The sequence below is a fragment of the Chenggangzhangella methanolivorans genome, assembly GCF_019797865.1.
In the GTDB taxonomy this organism is placed as follows: Bacteria; Pseudomonadota; Alphaproteobacteria; order Rhizobiales; family Methylopilaceae; genus Methylopila; species Methylopila methanolivorans.
Genome location: NZ_CP081869.1, coordinates 2,777,761 through 2,800,461, shown reverse-complemented (window position 1 = coordinate 2,800,461; position 22,701 = coordinate 2,777,761). Strand labels below are relative to the sequence as shown.

The following is a 22,701-nucleotide window of genomic DNA, read 5'->3' as shown; positions in this document are numbered from 1 at the left end:
ATTTGAAGCCCGAGGGGTCACTCGTCTGAGACCGGGGAACCTTCCATGGAGGCGTCCGCGAGATTCCCCCCGTGGCCCGGCTCGGGGCCCCACCTCAGGGCAGACACCGGGCGGGCGCTGCGATCTTCGCGACCCCCTCGGACAAGGCTTGGAGGTCGAAGCCCTTCCCATAGCTCCGCCCAACGCCGCTTCCTCCCGCGTGACCGGTTAGCGCGTCGTGCATCTCTTCGGTGAGGTGAGCGCTTCGGGCGAGCCGCTTGAAGGTGTGGCGGAAGGAATGGAAGACCTTGATTTGGTCCTTCACGCCAGCCGTGTCGCGGAGATACCGGCCGAACCACTTGGACCATGCGGCGGAGCGCTTGCCGTTCACGTCAGACTTGATGTCGGGCCACAGCGGCGCGTCGGAAGGATTGTTCTTCGCGCGGGCCTCGCGGTAGCGCAGCAAGCCGATGCGCTCCAGCTCCGGGTGAAGCGGGACCTTGCGGCGGGAACTGACGGTCTTCACGTTCCGCCCGCCTGATATCCCGATGTCGAGAAACCAGACCCCCGCCTCGACGTCTTTCCCAATGTCGCAGACGCGAAGCTGCGCAAGTTCCTCCTGGCGGGCTCCGGTGAGGAGCGCCAGCACGGGAAGCCAGAACGCCGCCTCCCCGCCGCCGCCGGCCGGTCGCACCCCGGAGGCGAAAACAGGGGTCTCGAAGAGAGCCTTGAGGTCCGCATTGTCGAAGGGCTCGCGGCCTTCCGCCTGCCGTTCGTCGACGTCGGAGCGCACGTCCTTGAAGGGATTGGCGAAGGCAGAGAGCCCGTCCGTAAGCCCGTCCTTTTCGGCTCGGCGCACGACCGCCTTGAGCATGTTGAGCAGCTTGTTGACTGTCGTGGCGCTCGTGGGTGGGTAAGCCCGGAGGTCTTTTTCTAGGAGGTCGCGAAGAGGCAGAGCGCGGAGCTTTGCAGGCAATCCCGTGGGCCGCCGCTCCAGCGCGTCGCGGAAGGTCCGAGTGTCTTCCTTGGTGATCGCGCCCAAGGCCTTGTCGCCCGCCCATTCTTTGAAGAGCCGTACGGCAAGGGCCGCTTCCCGTAGACTGTTAGGCGCGAGCTGCCTCCCACCCTTTGCCGTGCTAGGCCGCTTCCAGTGGTCGAACGCCTCGGAGAACTTCGGCCCTTGCGCGGGGGGCGCGGGCTCCGGGGTCTTCACGCGTTTGCCGGATTGCCGGTCGAGCTTTGCCTCCACTGCGTCCGCAGCCGCCCCCAAGATCGCCAACGCGCGGTCGCGGTGCGTGGGGTCCTTAGGATCAAATCGGAGGCCCAGCCGGTGAAAGGCCGCTTCAATGTCCCCACGGATGACAGACGGGTCCTGACGTGCGAGCGCGTCGCGAAGGTCCGCCGCTTCGATCTCTAGCAAGTCGCCCCACGCGAGGAAGTGGTCTCGTTGCATACCCTCAGTGGCTTCCCGAGGAAGAAGCCCAAGCGCCTCCCGATCGTGCAGACCTTCCATAGGGTCGCCGGATCGCCGTTCGGCTTGATCCATCTCCAACTCCCGGCGGAAGTAGGCGGCCTCAAACTCTTCCACCGAAGGAAGCTCAGGCAGGCTGGCGTCGGTTAAAGACCCCTCCCCATACATCCGCAGGGCCGCCGCGATGTCGTCGGACACCGCGCTCGCGAGCTTCAGGCTGCGGCGCTTGGCCGTGGCCTCGTCCTTCGTCTTGAGGGAGTTCGTCACTTCGAGCTTGAAGCGGCCGGTCTTCGCGTTGACCAGTTGGGGGAAGGCCGCGCGGATGTGCTCGGGGGCGTCCTTACCCGCAAGCGCTTCTGGAAGCCGCTTCCGAAACCACTGTGTGCTGCCGCGAACCGCCATGTAGCTCAGAGCCGCCATTTTGCCTGACCTCGTGTAGCACGATGGTGTAGCGAACGGCAGGCTAAGCCCCATGAGGAGCTAGCTATTCGGCGATCTCAATGGCTTAGGAAAATTTGGCGCGCCCGAAAGGATTCGAACCTCTGACCCCCAGATTCGTAGTCTGGTGCTCTATCCAGCTGAGCTACGGGCGCGCTGCCGCGTGAGGCCTTGGGGCCCCGCGGGAGGCGACGTGTTAGCCGCGTTCAGATCGCATTGCAAGCGCTCTCGACGCGGCTCGCCGCTCCTTTTTAGGCGCGCGCGCGTTCGCGGGCCCGCGCCTGGAGATCGATCGGGCGGTCGGGGATCGTGATCCGGAAGGTCGCGCCCATGGTGCCGTCCACGAGCGCGATCGAGCCGCCATGGGCGCGCACGAGCTCGGCGGCGATCGCCAGGCCAAGCCCCGTGCCGCCCGAGCGGGTGGAGCCCTGGAACGGCTCGAACAGGTGGTCGCGCGCCTTCTGCGGCAGGCCGGGACCGGTGTCCGACAGCTCGATCACCGCCACCGCGCCCTCGCGGCGGCCGAGAATGCGGATCTGGTCGCGGTCCGGGTCGGTCTCGCCGCGGCTCTCGAGCGCCTGCAGCGCGTTGCGGCCGAGATTGAGCAGCGCGGAACATCTGGTCGGATCGGCGTCGATGACGAGGCCGCGCTCGACCGCGGACACGAAGCCGACCGCGCCGCCGCCCGCAAGGCCAAGGCCCGCGCGCACGTCCTCGACGATCTCCGACAGCGGCGTCATGCGGCGGGCCGGCGGCGTCTCCTGCGCCGCGCCGTAGGACAGCGTCGACTGGCAGAAGCTGATCGCGCGGTCGAGCGTGGCGACGAGGCGCGGGGCGAGCTTCTGCACCGTCGGGTCGGCGACCGCGCCGAGGCGGTCGGACATCAGCTGCGCGGAGGCGAGCAGGTTCCGGAGGTCGTGGTTGATCTTGGAGACCGCCAGGCCAAGCGCCGCGAGCCGCGACTTCTGGGCGAGCTGGGAATGGATCTGGAGCTGCATGCGGGCGAGCTCCTCCTCGGCGACGCCGATCTCGTCGTCGCGGCCGGACGCCGCCACGATGCGGCTTGCGTCCTCCGGCGCGCCGGCGAACTGCACCATCGAGCCGGTGAGGCGGCGCACCGGCCGCACGATCATGCGGTCGAGCGTGAAATAGACGAGCGCGCCGGTGATCAGCGAGATCATCAGCGAGAGCGCCAGCACGTTGATCGAGAAGGCCAGCATCGCCTTCCTGAGCGGGGTCTCGTCGACCACGATCTCGATCTCGTCGCCGCCGTCCTGCGCGTCGTCGACCACGCGGGCGAGCCGCTTGTCGCCGTAGAGCAGCACGTCGAACGCCTCGAGCACGGTCTCGGGCCCGACGGGGTCGCGGCGGTCGACCGTGTGGGCGACCTCGGGCGGCATGTCGGCGACCGCGAGCAGGCGCCGGGCGTCGCCGGTCTGCAGCACGAGCGCGCGGGCGCCGACGATCTTCAGCAGCTTGCGGGCGAGCGGCTCCTCCACCGCGCCGTCGGGCGCGGCGTCGAGCGCGAGCGCTGCGGTGCGAGCGCGGTTCAGCTGGTCGTCGATGAAGTTGAGTCGGAAGTTCGCCACCGACGGCACGAAGATCAGGATTTCTGAGACCATGACGAACAGCGCCGTCAGGGCCAGCAGCTTGCCCGACAGGCCAGGTCGCCCCGTGGGCGCCTTCGCGGGGGCGTGCTCTTCGCTCATGGGTCGGCGCGGGTCATGGGCGGAAAGTCACGGGCGGGCGGGTCGGGGATTGCGGTCGGCGGCGGACCGGGCGCGCGGGCGTGATCCGCGCCCGAGTCGGCGCCCGCCTCGCGGGCGCGTCGATAGTGAGCTTCGCGCGGGGCCTCGTCAAATTGCCGGGGCGGCGGGCCGCCCGCCCGATCTTAAGGTTTACGAAAGCTTTCGCTTTCCAGCGCGCGCGCCGGGGCGCAGCGTGGCCGGCGAGGGTTCGCGCGGCGGGGCCGCCGCCATGGACGCCGCGTCGACGAGGCGGCGAAAGGGAGAGGATCATGCTTGAGGTCGAGAGCGTCATGCAGCGTCTGGACGACCAGACCAAGCGGCTGAAGGCGGAGGCCGCCGCCTGCCTCGCCCTGGAGACGCAGGAGGAGCGCGCGCTCACCGTGAAGAGCCTCGCGCTCGTCTCCGAGGCGGTGCTCAAGATCGGCCGCGACATCCGCCAGATCCGGATGCAGCTCGCCGACCGGAGCTGATCGCCCGAAGGCGACGTGCGGGCCTCCCCGCGATTGACTTCGCGCGGAGGCCTCCCGTATAAGCCGCCGCATGTTCGCGCCCGCGCAGACCGCGGGCTTTTTTGTATTGGCCGAAGGCCCCCGACGCGGGCCCCGCTTGACGCGGGAGACGCCTGTGCGGGCCTCGGCGACCGGAGACGACGTTCGTGAAACGGACCTACCAGCCCTCGAAGCTTGTCCGCAAGCGCCGCCATGGCTTCCGCGCGCGCATGGCGACGGTCGGCGGCCGCAAGGTCATCGCCTCCCGCCGCGCCAAGGGCCGCAAGCGGCTGAGCGCCTGATCGACGACCGGGACGACGCCGCGCATGCGCCGATGACGACGCTCGCGGCCACTCTCGACATGATGCGTCGCCGGCGTGACTTCGTCGCGGCGGCGAATTCCGGCGTCAAGATCGGCGGACCTCTGGTCGCCCTCCAGATGAATGATCGCGGCGCGGAGCAGGACAAGCCCCGCGTCGGTTTCACCGCGACCAAGCGGGTCGGCAACTCGGTCGAGCGCAGCCGCATGAAGCGGCGCCTCCGCGAGGCCGCGCGCGCGGCGCTTGGAAAAGACGCCCGTCCCGGCTGCGATTACGTGCTGATCGCCCGGCGCGCGGTGCTCGACGCGAATTTCGACCGCCTGACGCGCGACATCGCCCAGGCGGCGAAGCGCGCCCACGGACGGGCCGGCGGCGAAGCGGACAAGGCGAGGCCCGATCGGGCCCGCCCGCGCGAAAGCGGACGTTGATGGACAATCGCAACACACTCATCGCCATCGTTCTGTCGGTCCTGGTTCTGGTCGGCTGGCAGTATTTCGTGGCGAAGCCGCAGCTCGACGCCCAGCGCGAGCAGCAGGCCGCGCAGCAGGCGCTGACCGACGAGAACAAGGCGACGCCGGCGCCCGGCGTCGGTCCGCAGGCCGCGCCCGCGGCCGGGGCCCAGTCGCCCGCCGGCGCGCCCGCGGCGCAGCCCGGCGCGGCCGGCGGCCAGATCAAGACCCGCGAGCAGGCGCTCGCCGGCGCTCCGCGCGTCAAGATCGACAGCAACAGGCTCGACGGCTCGATCTCGCTGATCGGCGGCCGGGTCGACGACGTCCAGCTCAAGGACTATCGCGAGACCGTCGACCCGAAGAGCCCCGAGATCGTGCTGTTCGCGCCGATCGGCAGCCCGCAGCCCTATTACGCCGAGTTCGGCTACGTGAACGGCGCCGGCGAGAACGTGAAGCTGCCCGACGGCCAGACCGAGTGGAAGGCCGAGACCACCGGCCCGCTCACCACCGAAAAGCCGGTCGTCCTCGTCTGGGACAATGGCCAGGGCCTCGTGTTCCGCCGCACGATCTCGATCGACGGCGACTACCTCTTCACCGTCAAGGACAACGTCCAGAACACCGGCGCGGCCGCCACGACGCTGCACCCTTACGCCTTGCTGTCGCGCCACGGCGAGCCGCAGACGCTCGGCTACTGGTTCCTGCATGAGGGGCCGATCGGCGTGTTCGGCCAGGAGGGCCTGTCCTACCCGACCTACAAGGACATCACCGGCGGCCCGCGCACCTACAAGGCGACCGGCGGCTGGCTCGGCTTCACCGACAAGTACTGGGGCGCCGCGCTCATCCCGCCGCAGGACAAGGGCTACGCGGCCCGCTTCGCCTCGGCGACCGAGGGCGGCAAGCTCTACCAGAGCGACTACCTGCTCGACCCGATCGTCGTCGCCCCGGGCGCGACCAGCGAGTCGACCGCGCGGCTCTTCGCCGGCGCCAAGCAGGTGGCGGTCATCGACAAGTATGAGAGCCAGGGCGTCCTGAAGTTCGAGCTGATGATCGACTGGGGGACCTACCTCCATCTCGTCACCAAGCCGATGTTCTATGCGCTCGACTTCTTCTACAAGCTCGTCGGCAACTTCGGCATCGCGATCCTGATCGTGACGCTCTGCGTGAAGATCATCTTCTTCCCGCTGGCCAACAAGTCTTACGTCTCGATGTCGAAGATGAAGCTTGTCCAGCCCGAGATGGTGAAGATCAAGGAGCGGTTCCCGGACGACAAGCAGCGCCAGCAGCAGGAGCTCATGGAGCTCTACAAGCGCGAGAAGATCAATCCGCTCGCCGGCTGCCTGCCGATCCTGATCCAGATCCCGGTGTTCTTCGCGCTCTACAAGGTGCTGTTCATCGCGATCGAGATGCGGCACGCGCCGTTCTACGGCTGGATCCACGACCTCGCCGCGCCGGACCCGACCTCGCTCTTCAACCTGTTCGGGCTGCTTCCCTACGACGTGCCGCACTTCCTGCTGATCGGCGTGTGGCCGATCCTGATGGGCATCTCGATGTTCGTGCAGATGCGCCTGAACCCGGCCCCGCCGGATCCGACGCAGGCCATGATCTTCAACTGGATGCCGCTGTTCTTCACCTTCCTGCTGGCCTCGTTCCCGGCCGGCCTGGTGATCTACTGGACCTGGAACAACCTGCTCTCGATCCTCCAGCAGTGGATCATCATGAAGCGGCAGGGCGTCGAGGTGAACATCATCGGCAACACGCTCGACGTGTTCCGGAAGAAGAAGCCCGCGGACGCGGCGAAGAGCTAGACGGCTCTTCACAAGGCGCGTCATCCCGGCCGAGGCGTGAAGCCGAGAGCCGGGAGCGTCCTGCGCGTAAGGCGCGCCTCTTTTTGAAAACGATCCCGGATCGGCCTTCGGCCGTCCGGGATGACGGCCCCTCCGGAGCGCCTCATGTCCGAGCCCGAGACGCTTCCCGAAGACCCCTATCCCGAAATCGGCCGCAAGCTGTTCGCCGGCCCCTGCGACTTCAGGCTCGGCTGCGCCAAGCTCGACCAGCTGCCGCCGATGGACCGGCCCGAGATCGCCTTCGCGGGGCGCTCCAACGTCGGCAAGTCGAGCCTCGTCAACGCGCTCACCGGCCGCAAGACGCTCGCCAAGACGTCGAACACGCCCGGCCGCACCCAGCAGCTCAATTATTTCGACCTCGGCGGCCGCGCCTTCATGGTCGACATGCCGGGCTACGGCTACGCGCAGGCGCCCGTCGAGGAGGTCGCGGCCTGGACGCGGCTGGTGAAGTCCTATCTGCGCGGCCGCGCCAGCCTCGCGCGCGTCTTCGTGCTGATCGACAGCCGCCACGGATCAAGGAAGTCGACCGCGAGGCCTTCTCGCTGATGGACGCGGCGGCGACGTCCTATCAGGTGGTGCTCACCAAGCTCGACCAGCTGAAAGCCGCCGAGCGCGAGGCGCGGATCGCCGAGACGCTGGCGGGCCTCGCCAAGCGCCCCGCGGCCTTTCCGGAAGTGCTCGCGACCTCGAGCCGCGACGCGATCGGCGTCGCCGAGATGCGCGCCGCGATCGCGCGCCTCATCGACGAGCGCAGCTGAGCCGTCGTCAGTAGCGGTACGACACCCCAAGCCCGAGCAGCGCCGAGGTCTTGGAGCCGTCCTTCACGATCGGGCTGTCGGCGGCGTCGCCGACGTAGCGCGTCACCTCGGCGCGGGCGACGAGGCCCCACTGTTCGTTGAACTGATAGCCCGCGGTGACGCCCGCGCTCACGTCCTTGAAGCCCGCGCCCGGCCGGTAGGCCTTGAGCCCCGAGGCGATCGAGCCTGCGCGGGTGACGCCGAAATAGGTGCGGTTGAAGTCCTTGCTGGCGTAGGTCGTCTGCGCGTCGACATTGGCGTAGACGGGGCCCCAGCGCAGCGCCGCATAGCTCACCCCGCCGCTCGCAGTGAAGCCGTCGTGCTCGCCCGAGACGTCGTGCAGCACGGTGGCTTCAAGGCGGATCTCGCCTTGTCCGTTCCGGTCGCCGCCGAAGGCGTAGGCCAGGAACCCGCCGCCCTCGACCGCGCCGTCGATCTCCGCGAGGCGCTTCACCGGCCCCGACACGTCGTCGTCGCGCTTGCCGCGATAGTTCACGACCGGGCCGAAGTCCCACGGGCTGTCGGCGAAGAGGTCGACGCGCGCTTCGAGCCCGCGGAGCTGAAGCTCGACGCCGCCCCATTTCACATTGGCGAGCAGGAGCGGCACGACCTCGTATTTGTCCGAGCCCTCGAACTCCGGCTTCATCGCGACGCCGGCGGCGAGCAAAGCCGAGACGACCCTCTCATTGGGCGCCGCCACGGCCTCGCCGAGTGTTTCGTCGGAAAAATCCGCAGCCCGGAGGGGCGACGCCCCGATCCCGGCCAAAATCGCCGCTACGCAGGCAAGACTTAGGTTCTGTCTCATCAAGCTTCCCCGACCACGGCCGAACTGGCCCGGCGCGAGGCGAGCTATGGCGGGCGGGCAGGGTTTCGGGCGAGCGCCCGTTCGCGACTGCGCGGAGCGCTTCGCGAAGCGGGCTGGAAACTGAGGGGAAAGGCCGTTCGCGATGCGCGACTTCGCGAAATTCCCGAGCGAGGACTGGCTGCGCCAGCGCGCGAGCGAGCTCGCTTTGGCGATGGCGCTCGGCCTCGCCTTCGCCTGGATCGGACCGTTCAGCACCGACAAGGCCGAATTCCTGCCGAAGCTCGGCTACTGGGTCGGGCTTCTGGCCTGCTGGTACATCGTCGCCGCGCTCGTCGAGCACGCGCTCGAGCGCCTGCCGGCGTTCCGCGACGCGCGGCGCAGCGTCCGGCGTCCGCTCATCTGCGCCGTCGCCGTGCTCCCGATGCTGCCGGTCGCCGCGCTCGCGACCGTCGCGCTCAGCGACTTCGAGCCGACGTTCTGGGAGCTCGCGGAGATGTCCAGCCAGATCTTCGTGGTCGGCTGGGGCGTCATGCTGCTGACCGACGCGATCCTGCGGCCGGCGGGGCCGCCCGACCCGCAGCTCCGCTTCGTGGCGGCGGGCGCGGGCGAGGCCGCGGCGACGATCGACCTTCCCGCCGGGGAGAGCGAGGCGCCCCAGACCAGCCGCCTCGTCGAGCGGCTGCCGCCGAACCTGCGCGGGCCGCTGATCTGCCTGCGGATGGAGGATCACTATGTCCGCGTCCACACCACGCGCGGCTCGACCCTGATCCTCATGCGCCTCGGCGACGCCATGGCCGAGGCCGCCCCGACGCCGGGCGCGCAGTCGCACCGCTCATGGTGGGTGGCGGCGAACGCCGTCGAGAGCTTTGAACGCGTCGGCCGGGTCGGGCAGCTTCGGCTGAAGACCGGGCTGACGGCGCCGGTTTCGCAGCCCTACCTGCAGGCGATCGAGGCGCTCGCCGCGAAGCCCTAGGACGTCGCCGAGCGCGGGTGAAACCGCGCGATCGCGGCGTCGAGCGCCGGAAATCCGCCGCTGAGCTCGGTCGCCGACATCCAGTATCCGGTGACGCCGACGGTCGCGGCGTTGATCTTCGCCAGCCGCCGCGCCGCCTTGGTGAAGGGCAACGCCGGTTCGCGCGCAGGATCGATCGCGAGAACGATCGATTTCCGCGCGCCCAGATCGGCCTTTCCCACCGCCGTGACGGCGTCCCACGGGATCCAGTCGTTCGACAGGCGCCGGTCGAACACGCCCTGGCGTCCGACCGAGACCACCGGGCCGCGCCGGAAGAACCTCACGGTCGCCACGATCGCGCAGGCGCCGAAGAACAGGACGCCGGCATAAAGCGTGAACTCGTTGAGGCTGCCGGGCTCGACCCCGGCGGGGCGCAAATGGAGCAGGACGCCGCAGAGCGCGACGAAGCCCCATGCGCCGCCCTTGAGGGCGAGAAGTCGAAGGGCCGACTTCTCGAGGTCGATCTGGTCCTCGGCCATGCCCCCGCGGCTCTAGACGCGCCTGAAAAGCCCGATGATCAGCAACAGCACGATCGCGCCGACAGTCGCGCCGATCAGAGTCCCAAGCAGCCCGCCGCCGACGAAGATCCCGAGCTTGGCCAGCAGCCAGGTTCCGACGAAGGCGCCGATCACGCCGACGATGATGTTGCCGATGATGCCGAGCCCGTAGCCTCGCACCACGATGCCGGCCAGCCAGCCGGCGACGCCGCCGATCAGCAGAATCGCGATCAGGCCGTAGCCCGCAAATGGTTCAAGCTCCATTCCGCATCACCCTCGTGCTCATGCGGTCCACCGCCTCGAAACTCAACATATGGCGGCGACGCCGAAGGTCTATGCCGCGGCGCAGCATACCGCCAACGTCGCATTGCGCGGTTTTCGGGAGGCGACTAGTTCGAAACGCAACGGCAATTTGAACGCGAGCCCGAAGTCCATGAGCGCCAGCGGCGAAAAGAAAGATCTCTACGAGCTCGGCGAGATGCCGCCGCTCGGCCATGTGCCCGCCACCATGCATGCCTGGGTGGTGCGCAAGGAGCGGCACGGCCCGCCCGAGAGCGCCAACGAGCTCGAGGTGGTGCCCACCTGGCCGCTCGGCGACGACGACGTGCTCGTCTACGTCATGGCCGCCGGCGTCAACTACAACCACGTCTGGGGTTCGCTCGGCGAGCCGGTCTCCCCGATCGACAGCCACAAGTCGCCGATCCACATCGGCGGCTCCGACGCCTCCGGCATCGTCTGGGCGGTCGGCTCCAAGGTGAAGCGCTGGAAGGTCGGCGACGAGGTCGTCATCCACTGCAACCAGGACGACGGAGACGACGAGGAGTGCAACGGCGGCGACCCGATGTTCTCGTCCTCCCAGCGCATCTGGGGCTACGAGACGCCGGACGGCTCCTTCGCGCAGTTCTGCCGCGCGCAGTCGCGCCAGCTGATGCCGCGGCCCAGGCATCTCACCTGGGAGGAGGCGGCCTGCTACACGCTGACGCTCGCCACCGCCTACCGCATGCTGTTCGGCCATGCGCCGCACCAGCTGAAGCCGTCCGACAACGTGCTGGTCTGGGGCGCCTCCGGCGGCCTCGGCGTGTTCGCGGTCCAGCTCATCGCGGCCTCGGGCGCGAACGCCATCGGCGTGATCTCGGACGAGAGCAAGCGCGACTACGTCATGAGCCTCGGGGCCAAGGGCGTCATCAACCGCAAGGACTTCGACTGCTGGGGCCAGATGCCCAAGGTGAACTCTCCTGAGTACAACACCTGGGTGAAGTCGGCCCGCGCCTTCGGCAAGGCGATCTGGGAGATCACCGGCAAGGGCGTCGACGTCGACATGGTGTTCGAGCATCCGGGCGAGTCGACCTTCCCGGTCTCGTGCCTGGTGGTGAAGCGTGGCGGCATGGTGGTGTTCTGCGCCGGCACCACCGGCTACAACATCACCTTCGACGCCCGCTACGTCTGGATGCGGCAGAAGCGCATCCAGGGCTCGCATTTCGCCCATCTGAAGCAGGCGAGCGCGGCCAACAAGTTCGTCATCGACCGCCGCGTCGACCCCTGCATGTCCGAGGTCTTCACCTTCCAGGACATTCCGAAGGCCCACACCATGATGTGGCACAACCAGCACCCGCCCGGAAACATGGCGGTGCTGGTCAACGCGCCGCGCACGGGGCTCCGGACGGTGGAAGAGGTGCAGGAGGCCTACGAGGCCTCGAAGGCCGCCAAGCCCGCCGCGGCCTGACGATGCAAGGCTTCGTCCGCGCGAAGCTGCATGGGATCCGCGTCACCGGCGCGGATCTCAACTATCACGGCTCGATCACGCTCGACCCGGAGATCTGCCGGCGGGCGGGGCTCGATCCGCTCGAGTTCGTCGAGATCTGGAACAAGAATTCCGGCGCGCGCATCAGCACTTACGTGCTCTATGGGGTGGCGGGCGCGCGCTGCTGCATCCTGAACGGCGCGGCGGCGCGCACCTGTCAGGTCGGCGACGAGGTCATCATCGCCTCGACGACCTTCGGGACGCTGGACGACGTCGTGGCGACGAACCCGCGCGTGCTGACCTTCGGCCCCGGCAACGAGGTCGCCGAGGAGCTCAGCTATCGCGTGTTCCGGAACGAGCGCGGCGAGCCCGACATGACGATCGAAAGCCACGGCGCCGCCGTGCCGGTGACGCGGCTGGTGGGCTGAGCCGCCCGAACCGCCGCCTGTCATCCCGGCCGAAGAGCCGGGATCCAGAACCGAGACGGCTGACCCAGATCCCGCGACCGCGTCGGTTCTGGATCCCGGGTCAAGCCCGGGATGACGGCGGAGCATGCGGAGCCTCTGACGGCGGACGCGCTGCGCCTGTCTCGGACAAGCCGCCCGAACCGCCGCCCGTCATCCCGGCCGAAGAGCCGGGATCCAGAATCGAGACGGCTGATCCAGATCCCGCGAACTCTTCGGCCCCCGGATCCCGGATGAACCCCGGAAACAGCTGGGGGCGGCGAACCGGCCTTACGCCTCGGTGTGCGTGGAGGTCAGCTCTTTGCGCTCGCGCCGCGACAGGCCGGAATTCAGCCGGGTCAGCACGAACACCGCGAGCGCGACGCCGAAGGCGAGAACCAGCAGCTCTTCATAACCGGCGATGATCATAGGATGTCCTTCTCTCAGCAGGTTTTGCTGTCTGTGCAACGCATTGGACCCTGCCGCGGACGACCGGCGCCACGGTATTTCGCCGGCATAGTTTCCATCCGGCGCCTGAACTTCGTCGCCTTCTCATAAAACTCGGCGGGTCGGCGCTCTGGACGCAGGCCCCGCGGACCGGCATTGATCGGGCGTCCTTTCGAACGGGAGACGGCATGGTCGCGATCAAGGCCTCGGGCGTCGACCGCTTCATCGCGCGGCCGCCGGCCGAGATTTTCGCCGCGCTGATCTACGGGCCCGACGCAGGGCTCGTGGCCGAGCGCGCCGAGGCGCTGGTCAAGCGCGCGCTGGACGGCTCCGACGATCCGTTCGCGCTCGTCCGCCTCGAAGGCGACGAGCTCGCCTCCGATCCCGGCCGCCTTCCCGACGAGGCCAACACGATCGCGCTGTTCGGCGGCAAGCGCGCGATCCGCGTGCGGGTCGGCGGGCGCTCTGTCGCGGCGGCCCTCGAGGCGCTGCTGTCGGGGCCGCGGCCGGAATCCTTCACCGTGCTCGAGGCGGGCGACCTCAAGAAGAACGCGCCGCTGCGCGCGCTCTGCGAGAAGCACGCCCATGCGGCGGCGCTGCCCTGCTACCCGGACGAGGCCGGCGCCCGTGACCGGCTGATCGAGGAGGAACTGCGCGCCGCCGGCCTCACCATTTCAAGCGAGGCCAGGGCGCTGCTGCAGCAGAGCCTCGGTCCCGACCGGCTCGCCGCGCGCGAGGACGTCCGCAAGCTCTGCCTCTACGCGATGGGCCAGGCCCGCATCGAGACTGACGACGTCTCAGCGATCGTGGCGGAGTCCGGAGACGTCGGCATGGACGAGGCTGTGGACGCGGCCTTCGGAGGCCGGCCGGCCGATGTCGTTGCGACGCTGAAGGCGCTGCGCGCTTCCGGCACGCCGGCCTCGGTCACGCTCGCCGCGGCGCTGCGTCATGCGCTGCTCATGCACCGGCTGCGGGGGCAGGTCGAGGAGGGACGCTCGGCGCGCTCGGTGATGGAGAGCGGCGGCGCGATGATCCACTTCCGCCGCAAGGACGCGGTCGAGCGGGCGCTCGCGCGCTGGTCGGGCGAGCGGCTCGGCGACGCGGTGACGCGGCTCGCCGACGCGGTCGCGCAGGGGCGAAAGTCCGCCGCGACAGGCGAAGCGGCCGCGGAGCGCGCGTTGCTCGCAATCGGACAGGAAGCCGCGCGTTTCTCGCGCTAAACGTGCAGAAAATCGACTCGATCAGAGACTCGCTGGCGGCGATTTCGAATGCGGCCGGTGTGATTGCCTTCGCGGAGCGAAAAAGCCGCCAGCGGGCTTCTGAGAGTCACGGATAAGGCAGGGGGTTTTGGCGGTCGCGCGAGGGGGCGCCGGGAGGCTTCCGTGACCGCCGCCCGGTCATCCCGGCCGAAGAGCCGGGATCCAGAACCGGAACGGCCAATCCAGCTCCCGGCGCGCGTCGATTCTGGATCCCGGGTCAAGCCCGGGATGACGGGCGGAGGGTCGTTCGCCTCGTCTTGTCCGTACACACTCGCTTCGCCGATCGGTCCGCCCGAACCGCCGCCTGGTCATCCCGGCCGAAGAGCCGGGATCCAGAGCCGAGACGGCCGATCCAGCTCCCGGAGCGCGTCGGTTCTGGATCCCGGGTCAAGCCCGGGATGACCGTCTGAGGGTCGTGCGCCTCACCTAAAGGGCGGCGGCGCGCCGAAGCCTCACCCCCGCAGCCGGCGCGCCAGCATGTCGAGCTGCTCGAGATCGGCGAAGCGGATCGTCAGCGTCCCGCCCGCGCCCTTCGGCGACAGCGTGACGTCGAGGCCGAGCGTCTCGCCGATCTCCTTCTCCAGCGCCAGCGTGTCGGCGTCGCGCTCCGGTTTCGCCGCGCGCAGGCCCGCGGCGCTCTTCACCTCGGGCGCGCGGCTCATCGCCTCGACGTCGCGGACCGACAGCCCCTTCTCGACCACCCGCCTGGCGGCGGCCTCGGGATCGGGCAGCGCCAGCAGCGCGCGGGCGTGGCCGGCGGTCAGCGAACCGTCGAGCACATGGGCCTTCACCGCGTCCGGCAGCTTCATCAGCCGCAGCGTGTTGGCGATGTGGCTGCGGCTCTTGCCGATGACCTCGGAGAGCTTCTCCTGCGTGTAGGAGAACTGCGCCATCAGCTGCTCGTAGCCGGCCGCCTCGTCGATGGCGTTGAGATCGGCGCGCTGCACGTTCTCGACGATCGCGATCTCCAGCGCCTCGCGGTCGGTGACCTCAAGCACCACGATCGGCGCGTCGTGGACGCCGGCGCGCTGGGCCGCGCGCCAGCGGCGCTCGCCCGCGATGATCTCGAAGCTTTCGCCCTCCCCGCCTTCGACCCGGCGCACGAGGATCGGCTGGATCACGCCCTTCTCGCGCACCGAGGCGGTCAGGTCCTCGAGGTCCTCCTCGCGGAACGAACGGCGCGGATTGTAGCGGCTCGCCTTGATCTGGGCGATCGGCGCGCGCCGCTGCGGGCGCGTGCGGTCGACCACCGCGGTCTCTTCGCCGACGTCTCCGATCAGCGCCGCGAGACCGCGGCCGAGACGCGAGCGTTGCGGCTCCTCAGCCATCTTCGCCTTCCCCATGTTACGCGAACTCTTGAGTGATCAGGCCGCCGCCCGCAGCGCGCGCTCGCGCTGGATGACTTCCGAAGCGAGCTTCAGATAGGCCTGGCTGCCGGTGCACTTCAGGTCGTAGAGCAGCGCCGGCTTGCCGTAGGACGGCGCTTCCGACACGCGCACGTTCCGCGGGATCATGGTCTCGTAGACCTTGTCGCCGAGGAAGGCGCGAACGTCCGCCACCACCTGGCCGGACAGATTGTTGCGCGGGGTCGAACATGGTGAGCACCACGCCATGGATGGTGAGCGCCGGGTTCAGCGTCACCCGCACCTGCTCGACCGTGCGCAGCAGCTGGCTGAGGCCTTCGAGCGCGAGAACTCGCACTGCAGCGGCACCACGATCGCGTTCGCGGCCGCCATCGCGTTGATGGTGAGCAGGTTGAGCGAAGGCGGGCAATCGACCAGCACATAGGTGTAGGGCGTCTCGCGGCCCTCCGCGTGCAGCGCCGCGATGGCGTTGCGCAGCCGGAAGGCGCGGTCCTTCTCGGAGGCGATCTCGAGCTCGAGACCGAGCAGGTCCATGGTGGAGGGCGCGAGCGAGAGCCGCGGGACCGCGGTTTCCTGGATGGTCTCGGCGAGCGTCGCGTCGCCCGAGAGCACGTCATAGGTCGAGAGCTTGCGGGCCTTTCGGTCGACGCCGAGCCCGGTGGAGGCGTTGCCCTGCGGATCGAGGTCGACGATCAGCACGGTCTCGCCGATGGCGGCGAGTGCGGTTCCCAGATTGATGGCGGTCGTGGTCTTGCCGACGCCGCCCTTCTGGTTCGCGAGCGTCAGCACCCGCGGGGCGCCGGGCGGGAACGCGCTTGAGAGCATGGTTTTCGGCTCCGGAAATCGTCCGTCGTCACCGGGGTCCGAGGAAGCGGTCGATCCGCACGATCCGCGCGTCGGGCTCGGTCAGACTGGGGTGAAGCGACGCTTCGACATTCCAGGATTTGGCCGTCACGGTCAATTCGGCCTCGGCCTCTCGACCCTTGGGAAAGAGCCCCACGGCGCCCGTTTTCAACAGCGGAGCGGCGAGCCGCACCAGATCGGCGAGCGGAGCGAGCGCGCGGGCGCTGACGACGTCGGCCGACGTGACCGCCGAACCGGCGATCGCTTCGGCGCGCGCGCCATGGACCAGCGCCTCGACGCCCATCGCGCGGGCGGCCTCGCGCAGAAACGCCGCCTTCTTGCCGTTGCTCTCGACGAGATGGACCCGGATGTCCGGGCGCAGCGCCGCGACCACGAGGCCCGGGAAGCCGGCCCCGGAACCGAAATCGACCCAGACGGTCGCGTGGGCCGGGGCAAGCGTCATGATCTGGGCGCTGTCGGCGACGTGGCGCGTCCACACCGCTTCGAGCGTGCTCGGCGCGACGAGATTTGTCGTCGCCTGCCATTTGTCGAGCAGCGCCACATAGGCGTCGAGCCGCGCCCATGTTTCACGTGAAACATTCATGAGCCGCTCTGCGGCGGCCCGGTCGGCCTCGCGCGGGGTCACGCGGACGCCGCGGAGCGACGGGCGCGCACGGCGAGCAGCGCGAGCGCCGCAGGCGTCATGCCCTCGATCCGACCCGCCTGCCCCAAGGTCGCGGGCGTGGTGCGGATCAGCTTCTCCTGCAGCTCGGCGGAGAGCCCGGGAATGGTCTGGTAGTCGATCGAGCCGGGCAGCGCGAGCTCCTCTTCGGCGCGGCGGCGCGCGATGTCCGCGGTCTGCCGATCGAGATAGACGGCGTAGCTCGCCTCGATCTTGAGCTGCTCGAACGTCGTCCGGTCGACCTCCGCGAAGGCCGGCCAGATGCGCTCGATCTCGACGCGGCCGACGTCGGGCAGCGAGAGCAGGTCATAGGCCGTGCGGCGACGGCCGTCCTGATTGACGGTCACGCCGGCGCGCCTGGCCTCGGCTGGCGTCAGCGAAACCGAACGCGCGAGCGCCTCGGCGGAGGCGAGCCGCGCGGCCTTCTCGGCGAAGCTTCGCGCGCGCCCCGCGCCCACGCAGCCGAGCGCTTCGCCCTTGGCGGTGAGGCGCAGATCCGCATTGTCGGCGCGCAGCGACAGCCGGTACTCGGCGCGCGAGGTGAACATGCGATAGGGCTCGGTGACCCCATGGGTCACGAGGTCGTCGATCATCACGCCGACATAGGCCTCGTGTCGGCCGAAGACCGCGCCCTCCCCGCCGCCTGCGCGCCGCGCGGCGTTGAGGCCCGCGACCAGCCCCTGCGCCGCCGCCTCCTCGTAGCCGGTGGTTCCGTTGATCTGGCCGGCGAGGAACAGCCGCGGAAGCTTCTTGAGCTCGAGCGTCGCGGTCAGTTCGCGCGGATCGACATGGTCGTATTCGATTGCGTAGCCCGGCCGCAGGATCTCGACCTTCTCGAGCCCCGGCATGCTGCGCACGATCGCGAGCTGCACGTCCTCCGGCAGCGAGGTCGAAATCCCGTTCGGATAGACGGTCGGGTCGTCGAGGCCTTCGGGCTCGAGAAATACCTGATGGCTGTCGCGCTCGTCGAAGCGCACGACCTTGTCCTCGATCGAGGGGCAATAGCGCGGGCCGCGGCTCTCGATCCGGCCCGAATACATGGCGGAGCGCGACAGGTTCGCGCGGATGATCGCGTGGGTCTCGTCGGTGGTGCGGCTGACGCCGCACTGGATCTGCGGGTTGCCGATCGCCTCCGTCAGCGTCGAAAACGGCTCGGGCGGATCGTCGCCCGCCTGCATGTCGAGCGCCGCCCAGTCGATGGTGCGTCCGTTGAGCCGCGGCGGCGTGCCGGTCTTCAGTCGTCCGAGCGCAAGGCCCGCGGCCTCGAGCCGGGCCGACAGCCCGAGCGCCGGCGCCTCGCCCGCGCGGCCGGCCGGGATCTGCCGCTCGCCGATATGGATGAGGCCGCGCAGGAAGGTGCCGGTCGTCAGGACGACGGCGCCTGCGGAAATGCGCCGGCCGTCTCCGGTGACGACGCCCGCGACCGCGCCGGCCTCGACGATCAGGTCGTCGACCTCGGCCTCGATGATCTCCAGTCCGGGCGTTTCGCCGAGCGCCCTGTGGATCGCGGCTGCGTAGAGCCGGCGGTCCTGCTGCGCGCGCGGGCCGCGCACCGCTGGCCCCTTGCTGCGATTGAGCACGCGGAACTGGATGCCGCCCGCGTCGGCGCAGCGGCCCATGAGCCCGTCGAGCGCGTCGACCTCGCGCACGAGATGGCCCTTGCCGAGCCCGCCGATCGCGGGGTTGCAGGACATGGCGCCGAGCGTCTCGCGCCGATGGGTGACGAGCGCGGCGCGCGCGCCCATGCGCGCGGCCGCCGCCGCCGCCTCGCAGCCGGCGTGGCCGCCGCCCACGACGACGACGTCGAATGCGTGCTGAGAAGGCGTTCCTGAGGGCGTTGTCATAGCGACCGCGTCTCTACGGCGGAGCGCCCATGCGCGCAATGTTTCACGTGAAACATCGAACCGCCCGCATACGAAAAGGCCCCGCTCTTGGCGGGGCCTGATCGCGCATATGGTTAAGGCTTAGTAACCGGGGAGCGTGAAGCTCGAGGGCAGCGGATAGCGCGAGAAGCTGATCGAGTTCCGCTGCGACTGGAACGGCTGGTAGACCGCCGAGGTGTCATAGGCCGCGCGGGTGGCCGAGCCGGGCTTCGGCGTCTGCCGCGTGTTCAGATAGCTCGGGCCCTTCTGAATGGTGATCGCCACGCCTCTGTCCTGGGCGAAGGCGGGCGCGGCTCCGAGCGGCGCGGCCGCGACCGCCGCGACGGCGGCGAGGAGGAAGATCTTGCGGGTCGTGCGAAGGGTCATATGTGTGCTCCGGGCGCCATGTCGCCGTATTTGACCATTCAACGCGCGAGCGCCGCAAGAGTTGCGCCGCAAAATCCGCGTCGGCGTTGAAATCGCCGCGATTTCGCGTCATGGAACCGTCGCGGTCGCGACTGGCCGCGCATAAGACGAAGGCCGGGCTTTGTGGCGGACCGCCGCCCCGGCCGATGGAGCTGCAAGATGGGCTTTCGGATCGCCGTCGTCGGCGCCACGGGCAATGTGGGCCGCGAAATGCTGAACATCCTCGACGAGCGGGAATTCCCGGTCGACGAGCTCGTGCCGCTGGCCTCGCGCCGGAGCCTCGGCACCGAAGTGTCGTTCGGCGACCGAACTTTGAAATGCCAGGCGCTCGAGCAGTTCGATTTCTCCAAGACCGACATCTGCCTGATGTCGGCCGGCGGGACCGTGTCGAAGGAGTGGTCGCCCAAGATCGCCGCCCAGGGCGCGATCGTGATCGACAACTCGTCGGTCTGGCGCATGGACCCGGACGTGCCGCTCATCGTGCCGGAAGTGAACGCCGACGCGGTCGCGGGCTATCGCAAGAAGGGCATCATCGCCAACCCGAACTGCTCGACCGCGCAGCTCGTCGTCGCGCTGAAGCCGCTGCATGACGCGGCCAAGATCACGCGCGTCGTGGTCTCGACCTACCAGTCCGTCTCCGGCGCCGGCAAGGACGCCATGGACGAGCTCTGGAACCAGACCAAGGGCATCTATGTGAACCAGTCGCCGGAGTTCGAAGGCGGCAAGTTCCCGAAGCAGATCGCCTTCAACGTCATTCCTCACATCGACGTCTTCATGGAGGACGGCTTCACGAAGGAGGAATGGAAGATGGTGGCCGAGACGAAGAAGATTCTCGACCCCAAGATCAAGCTGACCGCCACCTGCGTGCGCGTGCCGGTGTTCGTCGGCCATTCGGAAGCGGTCAACATCGAGTTCGAGAACCCGCTCTCGGCCGACGAGGCGCGCGACATCCTGCGCGAGGCGCCGGGCGTGCTGGTCATCGATAAGCGCGAGCCGGGCGGCTACGTCACGCCGGTCGAATGCGTGGGCGACTTCGCGACCTTCGTGTCCCGCATCCGCGAGGATCCGACGGTCGACAACGGCCTCGTGCTCTGGTGCGTGTCCGACAACCTGCGCAAGGGCGCGGCGCTCAACGCGGTGCAGATCGCCGAGTGCCTCGCCAATCGCGGCCTTCTCAAGCAGGCGGCCTGAACCCGATGCGCCGGCTCGTTTCCGGGCTGGCGCTTCTCTTCCTTCTCGGCGGCGGAACCTCCGCCGCCGAGAAGCCGGTCGACGCCTCGGGCGCGAACCCTTGCGCGATCGACGTCTATTCGATCGACGACGATCCGGCCGGCCTCAATGTCCGCGCCGGCCCCTCCGCCTCCTCAGCGCTCATCGCGACGCTCGAGAACGAGCGGAGCCAGGACGGCGAATCCTACAATCTCGAACTGCGCGTGGTCGGCTCGAAAGACGGCTGGCTGCTGATCGAGCGCGCGTTCTTCCGCGACTATGGCGAAGCCGACAAGGCCGGGACCGTGCTCGACCAGAAGGGCTGGATCTCGGGCAAGCTCGCCGGCAGCGACGTCGGCTCCGTGTTCCTGCGCGCCGCCCCCTCGCCCGAGGCGAAGGCGACCGCGACGCTTTCCAGCCCTTATTCAAGCAGCCCGGCGGGCTCGGTCGGCCGGTTCGAGGTCGGGCGGATCTATGGCTGCACGGGCGAATGGGCCGAGGTCGAGGGCGAATTCGGCGGCAAGACCGTCCGCGGCTGGGCGAACCGCCTGTGCTCCAACCAGACGACGGTGTGCCGCTGAGCCGAGGGGGACGCCCGAACCGCCGCCGTCATCCCCCGGCGCGCATCGAGATCGGCCGCCCCGCCCCTTGTCCCGGACTTGATCCGGGACCCAGAACCGACGCGGGTTCCGGGAAAGGCGACGGGAGTTCGGCGTTCACCCTCGCGATGGCGTCGGTTCTGGGTCCCGGATCAAGTCCGGGACAAGAACGTTGGCGCTTCCGGAAGCCCCATCAGCAAGCGCTAAGCTGCTCGCACGCCGCCGCTGGCCGCTCAAGCCGGACCGCGGCGACGGTTGGGTCAGCGCCCGACGATCTTCGGCGCGATCGAGGCCGCCAGCGTCTCGGCGTTCCGTTTCGCCACCGCCGGGTCGGAAGCGAGCGAGCGGATCGTCAGGAGATCGCCGTCGCGCAGGATCACGGCGGTCGAACCCGCCATCGCGGCGCCCATCGGATAGGCGCTGAGCCAGCCGACCGCAGGCGCGACCTTCAGCTCCGTGATGCGGCAGGCGTCGACCTTGGCCCGGCAGAGCTTTTCGAGCTGGGCGACGGTGGTCTGGCCCGAGCGCACCCGCGCCTCGGTGCCGTCGTCCTGGCGGCTGACCAGAACGTCGATCATCGGCTCGCCTTTGCAGGTCGGGCAGGTGAGCGTCAGCCGCGCGGCCTCGGCGCGGTGGGCGTAGTCGCCGCCGAGCGCGGCCTTGGCGGCGTCCGCGACTGTCGTGAGATCCTTCGCCGCGAAGCCTTCGGCCTGCGCCGCGGAGCTCGCGAGCGAGACCAGAAGGACGAGAAGCGCGCGGGTCGACGTCTTTGCGGGCGGGCGGCGAAAGCAGTCTGCGGTCCGGGTCATGCTTGACTTTAGCCCGGACGGGCGACGATTCAACGACGGGAGGCCGGCGCGCCTCCGACCGTCATTCAAGCGAGCGGCCCCGCCATGAAGCTCTATCGCTACCTCACCGGCCCCGACGACCAGGCCTTCTGCCGGCGCGTGTCGGCCGCGCTCAACAAGGGCTGGACGCTCGCCGGAAACCCGACGCTCACCTACGATCCGGAAAAGAAGACCGTGATCTGCGGCCAGGCGATCACCAAGGACGTGCCGGGCGTCGACTGGTCCGAAGACGTCACGCTGTCTGAGTGGTGACGAGCCGAAGTTCGGGCCGGCGCGGCGGCGTGCGGGCCTCTTCGGCCCCGCCGTCGATCGCGACCAGGATCGGGCGCGGCGCGGGGCGCTGCGGCTGGGCGGGGCCCCGCAGCACGGCTTCGGCCCGCATCTCGAGGCCGATCGCGGCCTCCTCGTCGCCCGCCGCCTGAAGCGTCGTGGAAAGGCGCAGGCAGCTCTGCGCGAGTTCAGCCGCAAGCGGCGCGAGCGAGGGCGCGGAGAGCGCCACGAGGTCGAGCGCCGCGGTCGCGGCGGCGCCGGCGGCCGCCACCTGGCGCAGGTCGCCGACGACGGCCTGGGTCTCGCCGGCGTCGAGCGCGTCGCGGGCGGCCGACGTCCAGCCCTCCCCGAAGGCGCGCAGGATGCAGCGTTGCTCGCAGGCGCGGGCGATCATCATGAGCCGCGCGACGTCGTCGACGCCGCCCGCGAGATCGATGGTGAGGATCGACATGCCGCGCACGAGCGCGGCCTCGGCTTCCGCGAGCGAGCCTTCGCCGCCGTCCGCGGTCCAGGCGAGCGCGTAGCGCAGTAGCGAGCGGGGCGCCAGCGGGGCGTTCGTCGGCCCGTCCGGGGTTCTGGCCGCGCAGGCGCTCCCACTGGCCCCAGGCCTCGCGATAGCGGCCCGCCCGTTCATGGGCGAGCGCGCGGCGGGCGCCGGCCGCGACCTGAACCGGAGCCGTCTCGTCCTGCCGATCCGCAACGTCCGCCGCCATTGGCTTCATTCCCCGAAATGCCTGGGGCGCATGTCGCCGCCCCTCTCGCGATCGTGAGACTGTGGCACGGCCGGTTTGAAAGCCGCGTGAAGCCGATCGAGGTGAATTGCGCGTTCGTCTTCATCTCCCGGAAACGCTCGCCCGGGA

General features: G+C 69.4%; 23 protein-coding genes, 1 tRNA gene and 2 pseudogenes. 12 read left to right on the top strand and 14 right to left on the bottom strand.

Annotated features, from left to right (window positions below; all coding sequences use genetic code 11):
• Window positions 1-94: 94 nt before the first annotated feature.
• From K6K41_RS14700 to K6K41_RS14690, 3 genes are all read right to left on the bottom strand, one after another.
• Complete coding sequence (locus K6K41_RS14700) at window positions 95-1,870, bottom strand: site-specific integrase (RefSeq protein ID WP_261401153.1); 1,776 nt, start codon at window positions 1,868-1,870, stop codon at window positions 95-97.
• Window positions 1,871-1,966: 96 nt separating this feature from the next.
• Window positions 1,967-2,043, bottom strand: a tRNA-Arg gene (locus tag K6K41_RS14695).
• A gap of 96 nt (window positions 2,044-2,139) precedes the next feature.
• Window positions 2,140-3,597 carry an ATP-binding protein gene (locus tag K6K41_RS14690; protein ID WP_261401152.1) on the bottom strand — a complete coding sequence of 486 codons (1,458 nt, stop codon included), beginning with the start codon at window positions 3,595-3,597 and terminating at the stop codon, window positions 2,140-2,142.
• Between the two features lie 308 nt (window positions 3,598-3,905).
• Here K6K41_RS14690 and K6K41_RS14685 point away from each other — a divergent pair, with 308 nt between their 5' ends.
• From K6K41_RS14685 to yihA, 5 genes and pseudogenes are all read left to right on the top strand, one after another.
• Window positions 3,906-4,106: a hypothetical protein gene (locus K6K41_RS14685; protein WP_261401151.1), complete on the top strand. Its 201-nt coding sequence runs from the start codon at window positions 3,906-3,908 to the stop codon at window positions 4,104-4,106.
• Window positions 4,107-4,291: 185 nt separating this feature from the next.
• Entirely contained in the window at window positions 4,292-4,426 is a 135-nt protein-coding gene (rpmH, locus tag K6K41_RS14680; protein WP_261401150.1) for a 50S ribosomal protein L34, read from the top strand.
• A 32-nt stretch (window positions 4,427-4,458) separates the two neighbouring features.
• Entirely contained in the window at window positions 4,459-4,872 is a 414-nt protein-coding gene (rnpA, locus tag K6K41_RS14675; protein ID WP_261401149.1) for a ribonuclease P protein component, read from the top strand.
• Window positions 4,872-6,698, top strand: a complete 1,827-nt coding sequence (gene yidC / locus K6K41_RS14670) for a membrane protein insertase YidC (protein WP_261401148.1) — start codon at window positions 4,872-4,874, stop codon at window positions 6,696-6,698. The genes rnpA and yidC overlap by 1 nt, the downstream gene beginning before the upstream one ends.
• Window positions 6,699-6,842: 144 nt before the next feature.
• Window positions 6,843-7,495 (top strand): annotated as a pseudogene (gene yihA, locus K6K41_RS14665) (ribosome biogenesis GTP-binding protein YihA/YsxC).
• A 7-nt stretch (window positions 7,496-7,502) separates the two neighbouring features.
• Here yihA and K6K41_RS14660 read toward each other — a convergent pair.
• A complete protein-coding gene (locus K6K41_RS14660) occupies window positions 7,503-8,234 on the bottom strand; it encodes a MipA/OmpV family protein (protein WP_261401147.1) in 732 nt (243 codons plus the stop codon).
• A 247-nt stretch (window positions 8,235-8,481) separates the two neighbouring features.
• Here K6K41_RS14660 and K6K41_RS14655 point away from each other — a divergent pair, with 247 nt between their 5' ends.
• Window positions 8,482-9,312, top strand: a complete 831-nt coding sequence (locus K6K41_RS14655) for a LytTR family DNA-binding domain-containing protein (RefSeq protein ID WP_261401146.1) — start codon at window positions 8,482-8,484, stop codon at window positions 9,310-9,312.
• Here the strand turns inward: K6K41_RS14655 and K6K41_RS14650 are convergent.
• On the bottom strand, window positions 9,309-9,830 hold the full coding sequence (locus K6K41_RS14650; RefSeq protein ID WP_261401145.1) for an STM3941 family protein: 522 nt from the start codon (window positions 9,828-9,830) through the stop codon (window positions 9,309-9,311). The two genes, K6K41_RS14655 and K6K41_RS14650, sit on opposite strands and share 4 nt — an antisense overlap.
• Before the next feature lie 12 nt (window positions 9,831-9,842).
• Window positions 9,843-10,112: a GlsB/YeaQ/YmgE family stress response membrane protein gene (locus tag K6K41_RS14645; RefSeq protein ID WP_261401144.1), complete on the bottom strand. Its 270-nt coding sequence runs from the start codon at window positions 10,110-10,112 to the stop codon at window positions 9,843-9,845.
• Between the two features lie 169 nt (window positions 10,113-10,281).
• Between K6K41_RS14645 and ccrA the strand changes: the two genes are divergently transcribed.
• Both ccrA and K6K41_RS14635 read left to right on the top strand, forming a co-directional pair.
• Window positions 10,282-11,571: a crotonyl-CoA carboxylase/reductase gene (gene ccrA / locus K6K41_RS14640; protein ID WP_261401143.1), complete on the top strand. Its 1,290-nt coding sequence runs from the start codon at window positions 10,282-10,284 to the stop codon at window positions 11,569-11,571.
• A gap of 2 nt (window positions 11,572-11,573) precedes the next feature.
• On the top strand, window positions 11,574-12,017 hold the full coding sequence (locus tag K6K41_RS14635; protein WP_261401142.1) for an aspartate 1-decarboxylase: 444 nt from the start codon (window positions 11,574-11,576) through the stop codon (window positions 12,015-12,017).
• A 306-nt stretch (window positions 12,018-12,323) separates the two neighbouring features.
• Here K6K41_RS14635 and K6K41_RS14630 read toward each other — a convergent pair whose 3' ends face one another.
• Entirely contained in the window at window positions 12,324-12,461 is a 138-nt protein-coding gene (locus K6K41_RS14630; RefSeq protein ID WP_261401141.1) for a hypothetical protein, read from the bottom strand.
• A gap of 206 nt (window positions 12,462-12,667) precedes the next feature.
• Here K6K41_RS14630 and holA point away from each other — a divergent pair, with 206 nt between their 5' ends.
• Window positions 12,668-13,699 carry a DNA polymerase III subunit delta gene (gene holA, locus K6K41_RS14625; protein ID WP_261401140.1) on the top strand — a complete coding sequence of 344 codons (1,032 nt, stop codon included), beginning with the start codon at window positions 12,668-12,670 and terminating at the stop codon, window positions 13,697-13,699.
• A gap of 491 nt (window positions 13,700-14,190) precedes the next feature.
• On the opposite strand, the gene K6K41_RS14620 is transcribed toward holA, so the two are convergent.
• The 5 genes and pseudogenes from K6K41_RS14620 to K6K41_RS14600 form a co-directional block, all read right to left on the bottom strand.
• A complete protein-coding gene (locus K6K41_RS14620) occupies window positions 14,191-15,066 on the bottom strand; it encodes a ParB/RepB/Spo0J family partition protein (protein WP_261401139.1) in 876 nt (291 codons plus the stop codon).
• Between the two features lie 36 nt (window positions 15,067-15,102).
• Window positions 15,103-15,927 (bottom strand): annotated as a pseudogene (locus K6K41_RS14615) (ParA family protein).
• A gap of 28 nt (window positions 15,928-15,955) precedes the next feature.
• Window positions 15,956-16,591 (bottom strand): 16S rRNA (guanine(527)-N(7))-methyltransferase RsmG, encoded by a 636-nt coding sequence (gene rsmG, locus K6K41_RS14610; RefSeq protein WP_315855041.1) that lies wholly within the window; start codon window positions 16,589-16,591, stop codon window positions 15,956-15,958.
• A complete protein-coding gene (gene mnmG, locus K6K41_RS14605) occupies window positions 16,588-18,471 on the bottom strand; it encodes a tRNA uridine-5-carboxymethylaminomethyl(34) synthesis enzyme MnmG (protein WP_261401138.1) in 1,884 nt (627 codons plus the stop codon). Before mnmG ends, rsmG begins: the two co-directional genes overlap by 4 nt.
• Window positions 18,472-18,591: 120 nt before the next feature.
• Window positions 18,592-18,876, bottom strand: a complete 285-nt coding sequence (locus K6K41_RS14600; RefSeq protein WP_261401137.1) for a hypothetical protein — start codon at window positions 18,874-18,876, stop codon at window positions 18,592-18,594.
• A 198-nt stretch (window positions 18,877-19,074) separates the two neighbouring features.
• Here K6K41_RS14600 and K6K41_RS14595 point away from each other — a divergent pair, with 198 nt between their 5' ends.
• Together K6K41_RS14595 and K6K41_RS14590 are read left to right on the top strand one after the other, a co-directional pair.
• A complete protein-coding gene (locus tag K6K41_RS14595) occupies window positions 19,075-20,106 on the top strand; it encodes an aspartate-semialdehyde dehydrogenase (RefSeq protein WP_261401136.1) in 1,032 nt (343 codons plus the stop codon).
• 5 nt (window positions 20,107-20,111) lie between these two features.
• The gene (locus tag K6K41_RS14590; RefSeq protein ID WP_261401135.1) at window positions 20,112-20,705 is read left to right on the top strand and encodes an SH3 domain-containing protein; all 594 of its coding nucleotides are present in this window, start codon (window positions 20,112-20,114) and stop codon (window positions 20,703-20,705) included.
• Between the two features lie 278 nt (window positions 20,706-20,983).
• On the opposite strand, the gene K6K41_RS14585 is transcribed toward K6K41_RS14590, so the two are convergent.
• A complete protein-coding gene (locus K6K41_RS14585) occupies window positions 20,984-21,532 on the bottom strand; it encodes a hypothetical protein (RefSeq protein WP_261401134.1) in 549 nt (182 codons plus the stop codon).
• Window positions 21,533-21,616: 84 nt separating this feature from the next.
• Between K6K41_RS14585 and K6K41_RS14580 the strand changes: the two genes are divergently transcribed.
• Window positions 21,617-21,823 (top strand): DUF1737 domain-containing protein, encoded by a 207-nt coding sequence (locus K6K41_RS14580; RefSeq protein WP_261401133.1) that lies wholly within the window; start codon window positions 21,617-21,619, stop codon window positions 21,821-21,823.
• On the opposite strand, the gene K6K41_RS14575 is transcribed toward K6K41_RS14580, so the two are convergent.
• Window positions 21,804-22,475: a hypothetical protein gene (locus K6K41_RS14575; protein WP_261401132.1), complete on the bottom strand. Its 672-nt coding sequence runs from the start codon at window positions 22,473-22,475 to the stop codon at window positions 21,804-21,806. The two genes, K6K41_RS14580 and K6K41_RS14575, sit on opposite strands and share 20 nt — an antisense overlap.
• Window positions 22,476-22,701 lie beyond the last annotated feature (226 nt).

Bases quoted from the DNA above. Each gene is read 5' to 3' on its own strand.
- K6K41_RS14700 (WP_261401153.1), bottom strand. From the start codon at position 1,870: ATGGCGGCTCTGAGCTACATGGCGGTTCGCGGCAGCACACAGTGGTTT.
- K6K41_RS14690 (WP_261401152.1), bottom strand. From the start codon at position 3,597: ATGAGCGAAGAGCACGCCCCCGCGAAGGCGCCCACGGGGCGACCTGGC.
- K6K41_RS14685 (WP_261401151.1), top strand. From the start codon at position 3,906: ATGCTTGAGGTCGAGAGCGTCATGCAGCGTCTGGACGACCAGACCAAG.
- rnpA (WP_261401149.1), top strand. From the start codon at position 4,459: ATGACGACGCTCGCGGCCACTCTCGACATGATGCGTCGCCGGCGTGAC.
- yidC (WP_261401148.1), top strand. From the start codon at position 4,872: ATGGACAATCGCAACACACTCATCGCCATCGTTCTGTCGGTCCTGGTT.
- K6K41_RS14655 (WP_261401146.1), top strand. From the start codon at position 8,482: ATGCGCGACTTCGCGAAATTCCCGAGCGAGGACTGGCTGCGCCAGCGC.
- K6K41_RS14650 (WP_261401145.1), bottom strand. From the start codon at position 9,830: ATGGCCGAGGACCAGATCGACCTCGAGAAGTCGGCCCTTCGACTTCTC.
- K6K41_RS14645 (WP_261401144.1), bottom strand. From the start codon at position 10,112: ATGGAGCTTGAACCATTTGCGGGCTACGGCCTGATCGCGATTCTGCTG.
- ccrA (WP_261401143.1), top strand. From the start codon at position 10,282: ATGAGCGCCAGCGGCGAAAAGAAAGATCTCTACGAGCTCGGCGAGATG.
- K6K41_RS14635 (WP_261401142.1), top strand. From the start codon at position 11,574: ATGCAAGGCTTCGTCCGCGCGAAGCTGCATGGGATCCGCGTCACCGGC.
- K6K41_RS14630 (WP_261401141.1), bottom strand. From the start codon at position 12,461: ATGATCATCGCCGGTTATGAAGAGCTGCTGGTTCTCGCCTTCGGCGTC.
- holA (WP_261401140.1), top strand. From the start codon at position 12,668: ATGGTCGCGATCAAGGCCTCGGGCGTCGACCGCTTCATCGCGCGGCCG.
- K6K41_RS14620 (WP_261401139.1), bottom strand. From the start codon at position 15,066: ATGGCTGAGGAGCCGCAACGCTCGCGTCTCGGCCGCGGTCTCGCGGCG.
- mnmG (WP_261401138.1), bottom strand. From the start codon at position 18,471: ATGACAACGCCCTCAGGAACGCCTTCTCAGCACGCATTCGACGTCGTC.
- K6K41_RS14600 (WP_261401137.1), bottom strand. From the start codon at position 18,876: ATGACCCTTCGCACGACCCGCAAGATCTTCCTCCTCGCCGCCGTCGCG.
- K6K41_RS14595 (WP_261401136.1), top strand. From the start codon at position 19,075: ATGGGCTTTCGGATCGCCGTCGTCGGCGCCACGGGCAATGTGGGCCGC.
- K6K41_RS14590 (WP_261401135.1), top strand. From the start codon at position 20,112: ATGCGCCGGCTCGTTTCCGGGCTGGCGCTTCTCTTCCTTCTCGGCGGC.
- K6K41_RS14585 (WP_261401134.1), bottom strand. From the start codon at position 21,532: ATGACCCGGACCGCAGACTGCTTTCGCCGCCCGCCCGCAAAGACGTCG.
- K6K41_RS14580 (WP_261401133.1), top strand. From the start codon at position 21,617: ATGAAGCTCTATCGCTACCTCACCGGCCCCGACGACCAGGCCTTCTGC.
- K6K41_RS14575 (WP_261401132.1), bottom strand. From the start codon at position 22,475: ATGAACGGGCGGGCCGCTATCGCGAGGCCTGGGGCCAGTGGGAGCGCC.